Origin of the sequence: Rubellimicrobium mesophilum DSM 19309 (assembly GCF_000600335.2) — a bacterium.
Classification (GTDB): domain Bacteria; phylum Pseudomonadota; class Alphaproteobacteria; order Rhodobacterales; family Rhodobacteraceae; genus Rubellimicrobium; species Rubellimicrobium mesophilum.
Genome location: NZ_KK088522.1, coordinates 64,168 through 77,441 on the forward strand (window position 1 = coordinate 64,168; position 13,274 = coordinate 77,441).

The window sequence follows — 13,274 nt, forward strand, 5'->3', positions numbered from 1 at the left end:
CTGTGCATGATTTTCACTTCGACCGAGGGGCAGAGCGACCTCCCGCGCTACTTCGCGCAGGTCTTCGGGATGGCCTCGAGGCTTAGGAAGGGCCGGCTCGATATCGTCCTGCCGGACGGGCGACGGTTCCGCGCCGAAGGGCCAGAGCCGGGCTATGTCGCGGAGATCGACGTGCACAACCCGGACGTCTTCGCGCGGACGGTGCGGGAGGGCGACCTGGGCTTCTGCGAAGCCTACATGGACGGCTGGTGGTCGACGCCGGACCTCATGGCCTTCCTCGATTTCATGCACGACGACGCTAACCACCTCTACGACGGCTTCCCGGGGGCGGCGCTGGTGCGGGCCTACGAGAGGCTGCGCTTCTGGCTCCAGAGCAACAGCAAGCGGCAGGCCCGCAGGAACATTTCTTACCATTACGACCTGGGAAACAGCTTCTACGGCCTCTGGCTCGACGAAACGATGACCTACTCCTCGGCCCTGTTCGACCGGGGGCAGCAGAGCCTGGAGGCGGCCCAACGCCGCAAGTACGAGGCGCTCGTCGACCAGATGGGGGCCGAGCCCGGGGACCACGTGCTCGAGATCGGCTGCGGCTGGGGGGGCTTTGCGGAATACGCCGCGCGCGAACGGGGGCTGAAGGTCACGGGGCTGACCATCTCGAAGGAGCAACTCGCTTACGCGCAGGAGCGGATCGCCCGAGCCGGATTGCAGGACCGCGTGACCCTGAAGCTCCAGGACTATCGCGACGAGACCGGGACCTATGATGGCGTGGCCTCCATCGAGATGTTCGAGGCGGTGGGCGAGCGCTACTGGCCCACCTACTTCGACACGCTGCGCCGGTGCCTGAAGCCGGGGCGCAGGGCCACGCTCCAGATCATCACCATCGCCGATCACCGCTGGGACATCTACCGCTCCAGCGTGGACTTCATCCAGAAGTACATCTTCCCGGGCGGGATGCTCCCCAGCCCCTCGATCCTGCGCGGCGAGGTCGAGAAGGCGGGGCTGCGGTTCCTGAACTCCGTGGAATTCGGGGAAAGCTACAGCCAAACTCTGCGGCGCTGGCACGAGACGTTCAACACTCGCTGGGACGAGGTTGCGCGACTTGGATTCGACGATCGCTTTCGAAGAATGTGGAACTTCTATCTCGCCTCTTGCGCGGCTGCTTTCCACGGCGGAAACTGCGACGTAACCCAGATCACCATGACCCGCCCAACCTGAAGGACCGCGCGAGCCCACGATGCCGACCGCCGCAAAGCTGGCCGCAGCGATCCTGTTCGGACTTCTGGCCTGGTATGTCTCGGACCTCGTCACTCTGTTGTTCCCCGACAGGACGGACTTCGGCCGCTTCGCGTGGTACAACGCGGGGCTCGGGGCGGTGGTGGGCTGGTGGATCGCCGGCGGGCGGGCCCGCACGAGCTGGCCCAACGCGGTGGCCTACGGGATCACGGCGGCGTTCTGCATTCTGCTCCTCTCACTGTTCCTCAACAGCACGGTCGTGATGCTGAACCAGTCGATGCGCCGTGTCTACGAAGGGCCGGTCGAGGCACTGCTGGACGTGGTGCGCCCAGATGATCGAGAAGTTCACAATGATCGCCACTCCCGAGGTCTTGGGAACCCTTCTGGTCGGCGGCATCGTCGGTGGCCTTGCGACCGAATGGGTCGCGCGCAGGTACAAATGACCACATTCTTCTTCTATGGCACGTTGCGGCATCGGCCGATGCTCGATCTCCTGGCCGGCGGCACGGCGGGCGGAGAAGGTCGTGATGCCGTCCTGCCTGGCTACCGCGTCCTGCGGTCGAGCGAAGGCGACATGCCGATCCTCGTGGAGGATGCGGAGTCGGTGGTGCGCGGCACGCTCTGGACCGGCCTCCACGACGACGCGCTGGAACGTCTCGACGCCTACGAGCTGCCCTTCGGGTACACTCGTCGGTCGGTCAAGGCCCTGGTCGATGGCCAGGAGGTCGAAGCCCAAGCCTATTACCCGCCCGAGTCGCTCGATGCGACGGAGGAGGACTGGTCCTTCGAGGGTTGGCTGAGGCACTCCCTCCCGCTGCCCATGAGACGTGCCGCCGAGATCGCGGCGCAGGAGCCCCCCTTGGCCGGCGAGGCGCTGCAGCAGCAAAGCCCCATGATCGACCATCGAGCCGCCGCGTCGATGCGGGCGCGGGGCGCCCCGACTAGCCTTCGGACCAAGGCCGACGCTGCCGACTTCGCGTTTCGCCGCATCCGCCCGCCCGCAGGGAGCTTCTTCCGCTTCGAGGAACTCGAGGTGGATCACCGCCGCTTCGACGGCGGTCGGGCCGAGGGTCTCAAGCGCGAGGTCATGGTGGGTGCCGATGCGGCCCTGATCCTGCCGTTCGACGAGGCTCGCGACCGGCTGCTTCTGGTGGAGCAGTTCCGGCTGGGCCCGGCCCGGCGTGGCGATCCGCAGCCCTGGATCCTGGAACCCGTCGCGGGCCTCGTCGACGCCGGCGAGACGCCGGAGGGTGCCGCGCGACGCGAGGGCCAGGAGGAGGCCGCTCTCAAGTTTCGCGAACTCGTCCCGATGTTCGCAGGCTACGCCTCGCCGGGGAACGCAACAGACTTCTTCTACGCCTACCTGGGCCTGTGCGATCTCCCCGACGATCACGCAACCTCCGGTGGCCTCGAATCCGAGCAGGAGGACCTGAAGCTCCACCTGCTGTCCTTCGAGCGAGCCCTTGACCTGATCGTGAGTGGCGAGGCGAACGCCATGCCGCTGATCTCGATGCTGCTCTGGCTCGACCGCTGGCGCTCTGGACGTGGATGACAAGTCAGGGACCTGCAGGGTTTTGGTGGGGGTCCCTTGAGTTGCCCGGGGCCGCCCCCTAGACAGGCGGGGCAACGAAAGGCCCGTCGCATGTCTCCCATCAAGCCCGATCTCGCCGCAACCGTGGGCAACACGCCCCTGATCCGCCTCCGCCGCGCCTCCGAGGAGACTGGCTGCGAGATCCTCGGCAAGGCCGAGTTCATGAACCCCGGCCAGTCGGTCAAGGATCGCGCCGCCCTCTGGATCATCCGCGACGCGATCTCCAAGGGCGAGCTCAAGCCCGGCGGCACCATCGTGGAGGGAACGGCCGGGAACACCGGAATCGGCCTTGCGCTGGTGGGCGCGTCCATGGGGTTCAAGACGGTGATCGTCATCCCCGAGACGCAGAGCCAGGAAAAGAAGGACATGCTGCGCCTTGCCGGGGCGGAGCTGGTTCAGGTGCCGGCGGCGCCCTACAGGAACCCGAACAACTACATTAAGTACTCGGGCCGTCTGGCCGACGAGTTGCGGCGGACCGAGCCCAACGGAGTCATATGGGCCAACCAGTTCGACAACACGGCGAACCGGCTGGCGCACATCGAGGGCACGGGGCCGGAGATCTGGGAGCAGACTGGAGGCAAGGTGGACGGCTTCGTCTGCGCGGTGGGAACCGGCGGCACTCTGGCCGGCGTGGGCATGGCCCTTCAGCCGAAGGGGTGAAGATCGGCCTCGCCGACCCGGAGGGGGCGGCACTCTACAGCTACTACACCCAGGGCACCTTCGACATGCCTGGCAACTCGATCACCGAGGGGATCGGGCAGAGCCGGATCACCGGCAATCTCGAAGGCTTCCGGCCCGACATGGCCTGGCGCATTCCGGACAGCGAGGCGCTGCCCATCGTCTTCGATCTCCTCTCGGAGGAAGGGCTGTGCCTTGGTGGCTCCTCTGGGATCAACGTCGCGGGGGCGATCCGCATGGCGCGTGAGATGGGACCGGGGCACACCATCGTGACGGTCCTCTGCGACTACGGCACGCGCTACCAGTCCAAGCTCTTCAACCCCGAGTTCCTGCGGGACAAGGGCCTGCCCGTCCCGGACTGGCTCGATCGCGCGCCGGCCTCGATCCCGGGCGTGTTCGAGGACTGATGGGCGGCATCAGGGCGCTCTTCGCCGCACTCGTGGTGGCAATCGCGTCGCCTATCCTCGCGCAAGAGGCTTCCGAGGCGCCAGCGGACGGTACCGAGGTCGCGCTTGTCACCGCGGACGGGCAGCCCGACTATGCCGCTTGGGAGGAAACGGCTTCCCGTGCCGAGGTGCTGTCCGAGGCGGGGCGTGGATCCGCCTTCGCCCTGACGCGCCTGCGCGAGGAGATCGTAGGCTGGCGCGACGTGTTCGCGGCAGCCCGCGCCGCGAACGCCGCCCGGATCGCCACGGTACAGGCTCAGATCGATTCCCTCGGAGCGGTTCCTGGCGAGGACGCGCCCACGGAGGACCCTCGCGTGGCGTCCCGCCGCGCCGGGCTCGAGGAACAGCTCGCTCGCCTGAGAGCGCCAGGATTGCTGGCCCAAGAGGCCTATGTCCATGCCGATGGGCTGATCGGCGAGATCGACTCGCTCACGCGGAGCCGCCAGGCTGCAGCGCTCCTCAGCCGGAGCGCGTCGCCGCTCGACCCACGCCTCTGGCCGGAACTGACGGACGCAGTTGGCACGCGCCTCCTCGGCCTATGGAAGGAGGTCACGACCTCGGTCCGGAGCGAGCCGCGCCGCGAAGTCTTCGGGAGGAACTGGCCCATTGCGCTAGCTCTGCTGAGCATCGGCGCGATGCTTCTGACGCGGGGGCGGTCCTGGCTGACACGGCTGGGGACCCGAGCGACCGCGAACCGGACGAAGGGTCGCTTCAGGGGAGCGCACGCGGCCAACGTCATCCGCCTCGCCCTATCCGTCGCCGAGGCGCTGATTCCCTTGCTAGGCTTCACGGCCTTGACGGCAGGCGTCGAGACGACCGGTCTCTTCGGGACCCGCGCCAGCGCACTTCTGCAGTCCGTTCCTCTTGCGGCGGCCTGCGTGCTCGGCACGTCTTGGCTCGCTGGGCGGTTCCTTTCGACGGAACGGAACAATCCGCCCCCTTTCGACTTCCCGCCCGAGGTGAAGCAGTCCGCCGCCGGCAGGCTGCGGCAGTCCGGGTGGATCCTTGCGGCGGCGCTGCTGGCACGCGGCTTTCTGGCTGTTGGCGACATCGCGCCCGAGGTCAGGGCTGCCCTGATGCTGCCGATCTATGTCCTCCTCTCCGTGGTGGTGTTCCGCTTCGGACGTTGTCTGGCAGCCGCGGGCCGGCCAAGGGACAGCGACGACGATTCGATCCTCTTCCGCCGTCGCTTGGTGATCTATGTCGGCCGCGCCATCTCCGGCGTAGCGGCCGCCTCGCCGGTCTTGATGATCCTGGGCTTCCACCGCGCGGGGAGTGCGCTTCTCCTGCCCAGCGTCATCACGTTGGGGCTCCTGGGCGTCCTTATCGTGCTGCAATGGTTTGCAACCGACCTCTATGCGTTGCTCCTGCGGCGCGAGGACGGCATCCGCGATGCCCTGCTTCCTGTGCTGGTCGGGTTCGCTCTCTTCCTTCTGGCGCTGCCGATCCTCGCCCTCATCTGGGGGGCGCGGCCCGAGGACCTGGCCGAGGCGTGGACGCGCTTCCTGGGCGGCATCAGCGTCGGCGAAACGCAACTCTCGCCAAAGCAGTTCGCGATGTTCGGGCTCGTTTTCGGCCTCGGCTGGGCCTTGACCCGCCTGGTCCAGGGAACCCTTCGGTCCACAGTGCTGCCCAAGACGCAGTTCGACGCGGGAGCTCAGAATGCCATCGTGGCGGGTCTCGGCTATCTCGGCCTGACTCTGGCGGCGCTCCTGGCCTTCACCATCGCGGGGCTCGATCTCTCGAACCTTGCCATCGTCGCCGGGGCGCTCTCCGTCGGGATCGGCTTCGGCCTGCAGAACATCGTCCAGAACTTCGTGTCGGGCATCATCCTCCTCATCGAGCGGCCGATCAGCGAGGGGGACTGGATCGAGGTAGGTCCCCGGATGGGCTACGTCCGCGACATCTCGGTCCGGTCCACGCGAATCGAGACATTCGACCGGACGGACGTGATCGTTCCCAATGCCGACCTAGTGTCGGGGCAGGTCGTGAACTGGACGCGTGGCAACCTTGTCGGGCGGATCATCATGCCCGTGTCGGTGGCTTACGGCAACGATGTGGACCATGTGACGCGACTCCTCCGCGACATCGCCGAGGCGCATCCCATGGTGCTGCTGTCGCCGCCACCCGCCGTTGTCCTTGCCGGCTTCGGGGCGGACGTCCTGAACTTCGAGATTCGCGCCATCATCCGCGACGTGAACTTCGGAACGACCACGCGGAGCGAGATCAACCAGGAGATCGCGAAGCGCTTCTTGGCCGAGCACATCCATACGGCCGCGCCACCGGCGTTGCCGGCGCCACCGCCCAAGCCAGCCGCCTGAGCCGAGGACCAAGCTTCTGTCCTGATCTGCGTCTACCGGTGCGAGGTCCCTTGCCGAATCCTGCGGACCGATCCCGATGCGTCGCTCGTCCAGACGACGTCGAGCAGTTCGCCGGGCGACGAGCAGGTGACCTTGGTGGTCGAAACTGCGCCAGAGAATTTATTCGCGCGTGACCTCGCCGCAACGAAGGGACGGGTGGACCGGGCCGGGTTCGGTACTGACGCGCGCGCAGCCAACATGACGGTCGTAAGACCGGCACATACAATCGGCCCAGCTCGCCACCTCGAGGTCGGACAGGCACAAGGGAGGCAGAGTCTGCAGGTCTACGTCATGGTTCGAGCTGACCACACCGTCGAGATCGGGTGGGCGCGGATAGGACAACTGAAAACGAAAGAATTCCCTAGACGAGAACCTCCGCCCTGTTGATGCGAGAGATCAGCCTCCACTACTGATGAGGCAGGGGAGAGACCGATGCTCAAGGTCTGTATGATCGTCGTCTGCCTGACTTGGGGCGGTCCGACATTGGCTGCCAGTTTCGAGCATTGCAGTCGACCCGACGCAAAGGTTGCGCGGGCGGCCATCCTGGGAGCAGCGGACCTGGCGATGCGGGCCGCCGCAGCCGTGGGAGACACGGCGGGGTACGGCCATTGGTTCGGGCATTTCACCTCTCGCAACGGCGAGCAGGTCCGCGCCAACCTGAAGGCGATCCGCAATGAACTGGGGTCCGACGACTTGAAGGCAGTGTGCCTCGGGCCGCAGGACGTCGACTGCAAGGAGGGCACCTATGCCTTTGTCATGTTCGAGCGCCCTGGCGTAGTCCATCTCTGCCCGTCGTTCTTCGAGATGCCCGGGATGGCCGACGCGCGCGTGGGACGGGTCGACATCGAGGATGGCACGCGCGAGGGGACCTTCATCCACGAGCTGAGCCACTTTCCATTCACGGCCGGGACCGAGGACGAGTGCTATGGTCGCACGACCTGCGCCGACCTGGCTACTCGCGCTCCTCCGCGCGCCATCGCTGCTGCGGACAGTTATCAATACTTCGCCGAGGATGTGACTCTGACGTTCTGGCTGGCGGCGCATTGACCGCCCCTTGCGTCTGCTACACCGCGAGGGCTATGGAGCACCCAACGGAGCGGTGGCCGAGTGGTCGAAGGCGCACGCCTGGAAAGTGTGTAGGCGGGAAACCGTCTCGAGGGTTCGAATCCCTCCCGCTCCGCCATAAAGTCTCATAAGGGAATGTTTTAATAGGATTATATTCCTGTGCAGGGGGCTTACCCGCCGTCGCACCCGCCATTAAGGAAGTTCTTCGGTGCGCCGGGATGCAACAGGAGCATCAACTAAAATTCGGGTTGGACGCAGGACGGACGACTCACGCTGATGCCAGCGAAGGGGCCGTCGCAGTGAGGTCTCACCTATTATCCAGCAGAGTTACCAGCTGCCCCAACCCGATCCGGCCGACCAGGCGGTCGCCGAAGTCATCAACGGCTTAGCCAGCATTGCGCCGACTCCGGCTCAGTAATCCCGGACCTTTAACCCTTGGCCTGAGGCGGCGCGGGCGCGGGCGGTGGCACCCGGGACCGCCGCATTCCCGAGGTCGTCTGCGACAGCAACAGCCCGGCTTGAAATCGGGCTCGAAGCACATCGCCTTGCCCCGAACATCAGTAGAGCGAAATCATTGCGCTAGGCCCAGTCGCCGTAGACGACGTCCCCTGTCGCGAGCTCGGTTACACCGCTCAGCTCCACGAGCGCGCCGGTCGAGAGTCGCAGCCGAAGACCATAGAAGTTCGGATCGTACTGCTGCCAATCGATGGTCACCGCGTTGGGGTCACCCGGCCCAGCGTACTGCAGCCAGAGCTTGTCGATTCCCGAGTCGAAGTCGGAGATCCTGACCGCTCCGGAAGCGAATCCCTTGCTGAAGCGGAAGGCGTCGGCGCCCTCGCCGCCGGACACCTCGATCGGCATGTTGTCGCCCGTGAAAGTGAAGGTGTCATTTCCCTCCATCGCGCCGATTTGGGTCGACTCGAACCCTGTGGCCACCCGGACGCCACCAAGGAGTACGTCGTGGTTGCGGAAGATCAGCGAGTCCGCGGCCGCGCCGGTGAAAGCAATGAGTGAGTCGGTGCCCTCGCCGCCCTCGGCATAGTCGCCAGCGTCGAGGGCACCCCCTTCAAGGTAGTAGTACCCAAAATCAACTGTGTCGTTGCCGCCACCGCCGTAAACATGATCGGCTCCCCTGCCGGCGGCCAGGTGGTCTATGGCCGAACCGCCCGTCAGCGTGTCGTCGCCGTCTCCCCCATAGGCTTCAAGACCCAAGCTGCTGCCCGCTCCACCAACACCGATGACGTCGTCGCCGGCGCCGCCGTCGAACAGGCCGGAAAGACCAACGCTAGTAAAGACGTCGTTGCCGCCGCCGCCGTAGAGGTTGATGCTCTCGAAGCCCGTGGCCATCCGGGCGCCGCCTACGAAGACTTCGCCATCGCCGGCCGCGAAGGTGTCATTGCCATCTCCACCGTAACCGCTGAAGTAGTCTCGCGTGCCGTTTCCCTCCGCAGAGTCGCCCACACCCAGGTCCTCGAAGGACACCGTGCTGTGTTCGCCGCTGACTACCACCCGATCCTGGCCCGTCCCGGTGGAGAAAAAAGCATTGCTGCCGGTCATGAGGTCGTTGCCGGCGCCGCCGTTTATGCTGCTCCAAGACGTAGCGCGCAGGATGTCGTCGCCGGCGCCGGCATCAATCTGGATGGAGCCCCAGTACCCGCCCGTCGATCTGGACTCCACCCACAAAGACCTGACGGTCCAGAATCGCGATTGTGTCGCTGCCGGCGCTACCCTTGCCTATGAAACTGGCCTCCCCGAACTGGTCTGGGCGAAGTCGCCAGCGCTGAGGTCGTCGAAGACGACGCTGCCGTAGTTAGAGTCCATCTCCACGCGGTCGGCCCCAGTTCCGGCATTGATCACAACGCTACCCCCGCTGCCGATCAGCGTGTCGTTGCCGGCGCCCCCAAAAATGTAGGCGGTGCTGTAGTAGTAATCGCCCTTATACGAGTCCCAGTATGCATTGACCTTGATGGTGTCAGCGCCGGCACCACCCGCGAAGCTGACTTCCCTGAGCGCCACCTGGCTCGCGTCTAGGACGTCGTTGCCACCTCCCAGGCCGAAGGAGAAGTATTCGAACCGGGTAGCGACCCTCGTACCGTTCAAGAGGACCTCATAGCCTCTTGCTGGCTGACCGTCCGTTATGGTGATTGTGTCGCTGCTAGCCCCCAGGACCGCGTCGAACGAGTCTCCATAGTTTGAGCCACCATCGGCAAAGTCCCCGACGCTGAGGTCGCCGAAGTGGACGGAGTCTCCGTGGATTCCGCCGAAAACGCGGTCCACGCCCGTGCCAGCATCTATGGTGTTGCGGCCCGCGTAGCCCCAAATGGTCTCATTGGCCGCCGTGCCCACCAGATTGTCAGCGACGTTGACGTCGTTGGTGCCCTCGATGACCCGGGCTTGGAAGCTGGTACCGGTGACCTTGACACTGAGTGTCGCCGTGGCGCTCCCGCCATGGCCGTCGCTCGCCCGGTAGGTGGCGGTCACGGTCTGGGTCTGGCCGGCCGCCAGGTTCCCGAAGAGCCAGGAATCGAAGCTGTAACTGCCGTCCGCCCGAAGAACGAGCCCTCGCGGGGCGCTGCCGACCAGAGCGTAGGTCAGGCTATCGCCTTCGGGATCGGTGTCGTTGGTCCGCACGGATCCATGGAATATCGCGCTACTATCCTGGACGGCTATGCTTTCGCCCACCAGGGTGGGGTTGCGGTTCACCCCCAGGAAGTCGGTGGCCTGGAAGGTGATCAGGCCCAGCGCCCTGATGGCCACATCGGCCACGCCGTCGCCGGTGGTGTCGGCTAGCACGAAGGTGTTGGTGCCGTCATGGGTGTACCAGGCGGCGTAGGCGCCCGGGGTGGCTGGGGCGAGACCTCGCCACTGCAACTTGTCATAAGGACCGGGGGTGTATCCGCTGCCCTTCCAGAGGTCGCCGAAATCGATCTTGTCGCCCTGCGACTGCGAGAAGTCCCGGATGGTGTCGCCCGTGGTGCTGGACCAGCGCCCGCTCTGGGCGGCAGTGTCAGCCACGTAGCGGTAGTAGAACCGGTCGGCGCCCGTGCCCCCTGTGAGGTCGTCCGCAGCCGCACCGCCGTTGATCCGGTCGGTGCCGATCCCGCCGTTGATCTTGTCCTTGCCGTCGCCGCCCTCCAGCGTGTCGTCGCCCGCGTCCCCGTTGAGGACGTCATCCCCGGCTCTGCCGAACAGGACGTCGTTGCCCCCGCCCCGCTGAGCGTGTCAGTCCCGAGGGTGCCCGTGTAAGTGTCGTTGCCCGCCGTTCCCGTCCAGGTCACCATGTAAGCCTCCACAGAAGATGGTTCGCACCCGGCGGGCACGTTGGGATGAATGATACGGGCACAGAAAAGGTGCGGTCAGACCAGCGTGTCCGACCTCACAGCGTTCTCGCGCCCGAACAGATCAGTGATGTTGGCGGGGCGGGACGCCACGACTTCGACGGGCGTCCAAGATCCGGGCCGGCGTCATGCGTCCTCCCTCTTGGGAACCAGGCGCTATGACCAGGACAACACGAACCACTGAACCCGGTCACCAGCACACGTCCGGCTGGGTTCCTTGAGGAAGATGGTAGCTGACCCGGGAGCAATCTGTAAACAGGAACAATATAGTTCGGTCGCGATCAGCCAATTGTTCCCTCAGGATTAATACCAACGGCCCTAGGCATGGACCTTGGCCCAAGCTCGAGTGGCGACAGAGCGGATTGGGGGGCGGTTAACTCGGTCCGCGTGATCTCCACAGGTCGGCCGGTCGGCATCACACCTTCCCTCCATGCTCCTGCACGGAGTGAATCACCGCCTATCGTGACCGAGAAGCCCAGAATCACCCTTCGAGACCGTTAATATCACAGACATAATCAACGTTGTGGTTCGGAAGGCCGGCTTTGCCCAACCGGTTCAGCCGGGCCCGAGTGTCAGCACACCTTCAACCAAGGTGCGATAGGCCCCTTCGGCATTCGGCGGCCGCCCGTTGAAGAGGGCCACGAAGATGGGACCGCCTGGCCTCTTCACCACGACGCTGAACACCCCTGGCATGGCGCCGAAGTGGGTCAGGACCGTTTCGTCCCCAAGTTCCCAGACCATCCATCCCAAGCCATAGAACTCAGGCCCGGATGCATAGGGGGGCCGTTCATAGCTCAACGGAGCCACGGCGCGGGAGGCAAACCGGAAGTAATCACGCGCCCCGGAGATCCAGCCTGCGGCCGCTGCGACGATCTCGGGTCTTTCGGCCAGAAAGCCCTCTTCCTCCGGCCGGACGGTATGCCTCACGGTGAGGGTGGACGGGTCGAGGCTCATGCCCGCCGTTTCTGGGAGGAGTGCATGGACGGCGTCCTCGTAGGAGCCGCCATACAGGCGGGAGACGACCAGCCCCAAGAGGCAGTAGTCGAGGTTTGAGTAGGCATACCGCTGCCCCGGGTCGTACTGGAGTGGGAGCTGAAGCATCGCTTGGGCGATGGGAGCGCAGTCGGAGAGGTGGTCCGGATCCACACCCAGCCGGGCGACCAGGTCGCGTCGCGGCACGAAGAAGGGGGCAAAGGTTTCGGCGGGATCCCATCCGCCGCTGTGCTCGAGCAGGTCGCGAAGAGTGATCGCGGCCACGCGGCTGTCCCGGGCCTGCCGCGCCCAGGGGAGCAGGTCAGCAACCGGGGTGTCGACGCTCAGACCACGACGGGCGATCAGCTCCAGGATCGCTTCGGAGGTGATCGGCTTGGACAGGCTGGCGATCTTGAAGCGGTCGTCGGGGCGCATGGGAACGCCGCTGATCGGGTCCGCCATCCCATACGCCCGCAGCTCCGGCTCGGTGCCTGGCAGGCCAAAGGCGATCACGGCTCCGGGGATGCCGCTCTCCTGGAGGAAGGACTCGATCAAACGGTCGAGGGGATCCGAACTGCCTCGGCTCCAGGCGACCACACCTGCGTATGCAGCCATGACCGCACACAGAACCAGAAGAAGCGCCCTCACCCGCCTTGGCATGCTGGTTCGCCAGCTCTCTCACACGTTGGCAAACTTCTCGAGCACGGTGTCATCGCTTGTGCAAGGGATCGACTGCATTGGCGCTCAAGGCCCGACTGCCGACACGACGGGGGTATAATGGGGGACAGCTCGTCACCACATCCACGAACCCATTGCCAGACAGGAGCTTAGCCTAGGGCTATGGCGGATCCTGCTCCGCCAAATCAATCGAACAAGATTCTGAGATGACTTGTAAATTCCTGCCTTAGTCTCTGTCGTCCCCCCAATGGTCCCCCACTTTCTCAGCGGCGGGGGGCGTAGAGCTTGGCATTCTGGCCGTAACGGGCGATGCCGAGGTCGGCCATGATGGCCAGCACCTCTTGAACGCGGCGGCGCCTAGTGGGGCTCAGGCGACCCTTGAACGCGCGGGCCACGTCCTCGGCCGAGAGGGGCGACTCGGCTGAGTCGAGGAGATCGCGGACGGCTCCGAACTGGGCGCGCGGCTCCTCGGGGCCAGGGGCGGGGTTCGGGCAGGCCGGCGGGGAGGCCCACGTCGAACTCCTCTTGCTTGCCCGCGCCAGGGATGCGGGCGCCGAGGCGGGGGCGGTGATAGGCTGGGCGGAACCAGCGGACGCGGCCCGCCGCTCGGCGTTGAGGGCCACGAGGTGGGCGAGGAGCGTGTCCTCGGCCTCCTCCTGCTCGGGTGTTTTCAGGTCGGATGGCGAAGTCGCGCCGTGCCGGCTCATCAGAGCGGGTGTGAGGTCGTCCCAGCCCCAGACTTCCAGCGCTGCGCGGCCAAGGTCGTCGTGCAACTCGGCCGAGGCTCGCACATGGCCGCGCAGGTCCTCTGCCTTTTCGCCCTCCGCGAACTATTCAATCGTGCTCCGCGCCGGTCGCCGCAAACTCGGTGTGCGTAATCTGCACAGGTCGACCCGTGGGCATCGCCGCCTTC

At 65.6% G+C, this 13,274-nt stretch carries 8 protein-coding genes, 1 tRNA gene and 2 pseudogenes; 6 read left to right on the forward strand and 5 right to left on the reverse strand.

What is annotated here, in order from left to right; all coding sequences use genetic code 11:
* Positions 1-6 precede the first annotated feature (6 nt).
* From RUMESO_RS01675 to RUMESO_RS01700, 6 genes and pseudogenes are all read left to right on the forward strand, one after another.
* Complete coding sequence (locus RUMESO_RS01675; RefSeq protein WP_037277556.1) at positions 7-1,215, forward strand: SAM-dependent methyltransferase; 1,209 nt, start codon at positions 7-9, stop codon at positions 1,213-1,215.
* A 19-nt stretch (positions 1,216-1,234) separates the two neighbouring features.
* Positions 1,235-2,785 (forward strand): TrgA family protein, encoded by a 1,551-nt coding sequence (locus RUMESO_RS01680; RefSeq protein WP_051520904.1) that lies wholly within the window; start codon positions 1,235-1,237, stop codon positions 2,783-2,785.
* Positions 2,786-2,875: 90 nt separating this feature from the next.
* A pseudogene (locus RUMESO_RS01685) lies at positions 2,876-3,909 on the forward strand (cysteine synthase A).
* Positions 3,909-6,269: a DUF3772 domain-containing protein gene (locus tag RUMESO_RS01690; protein WP_051520905.1), complete on the forward strand. Its 2,361-nt coding sequence runs from the start codon at positions 3,909-3,911 to the stop codon at positions 6,267-6,269. Before RUMESO_RS01685 ends, RUMESO_RS01690 begins: the two are co-directional and overlap by 1 nt.
* A 471-nt stretch (positions 6,270-6,740) precedes the next feature.
* The gene (locus RUMESO_RS01695; RefSeq protein WP_037277557.1) at positions 6,741-7,355 is read left to right on the forward strand and encodes a M35 family metallo-endopeptidase; all 615 of its coding nucleotides are present in this window, start codon (positions 6,741-6,743) and stop codon (positions 7,353-7,355) included.
* 46 nt (positions 7,356-7,401) lie between these two features.
* Positions 7,402-7,491 (forward strand) — tRNA-Ser (locus RUMESO_RS01700).
* A gap of 461 nt (positions 7,492-7,952) precedes the next feature.
* Here the strand turns inward: RUMESO_RS01700 and RUMESO_RS01705 are convergent.
* The 5 genes and pseudogenes from RUMESO_RS01705 to RUMESO_RS01720 form a co-directional block, all read right to left on the reverse strand.
* A complete protein-coding gene (locus RUMESO_RS01705; RefSeq protein WP_156362589.1) occupies positions 7,953-9,050 on the reverse strand; it encodes a calcium-binding protein in 1,098 nt (365 codons plus the stop codon).
* A gap of 57 nt (positions 9,051-9,107) precedes the next feature.
* Positions 9,108-10,388 (reverse strand): Ig-like domain-containing protein, encoded by a 1,281-nt coding sequence (locus RUMESO_RS01710; RefSeq protein WP_037277562.1) that lies wholly within the window; start codon positions 10,386-10,388, stop codon positions 9,108-9,110.
* A gap of 27 nt (positions 10,389-10,415) precedes the next feature.
* Positions 10,416-10,571: pseudogene (locus tag RUMESO_RS28255) on the reverse strand (calcium-binding protein); the annotation flags it as partial.
* A 695-nt stretch (positions 10,572-11,266) separates the two neighbouring features.
* Positions 11,267-12,238: a serine hydrolase domain-containing protein gene (locus RUMESO_RS01715; protein ID WP_037277564.1), complete on the reverse strand. Its 972-nt coding sequence runs from the start codon at positions 12,236-12,238 to the stop codon at positions 11,267-11,269.
* A gap of 386 nt (positions 12,239-12,624) precedes the next feature.
* On the reverse strand, positions 12,625-13,134 hold the full coding sequence (locus tag RUMESO_RS01720; protein ID WP_156362591.1) for a hypothetical protein: 510 nt from the start codon (positions 13,132-13,134) through the stop codon (positions 12,625-12,627).
* Between the last annotated feature and the right edge of the window lie 140 nt (positions 13,135-13,274).

Bases quoted from the DNA above. Each gene is read 5' to 3' on its own strand.
- RUMESO_RS01675 (WP_037277556.1), top strand. From the start codon at position 7: ATGATTTTCACTTCGACCGAGGGGCAGAGCGACCTCCCGCGCTACTTC.
- RUMESO_RS01680 (WP_051520904.1), top strand. From the start codon at position 1,235: ATGCCGACCGCCGCAAAGCTGGCCGCAGCGATCCTGTTCGGACTTCTG.
- RUMESO_RS01690 (WP_051520905.1), top strand. From the start codon at position 3,909: ATGGGCGGCATCAGGGCGCTCTTCGCCGCACTCGTGGTGGCAATCGCG.
- RUMESO_RS01695 (WP_037277557.1), top strand. From the start codon at position 6,741: ATGCTCAAGGTCTGTATGATCGTCGTCTGCCTGACTTGGGGCGGTCCG.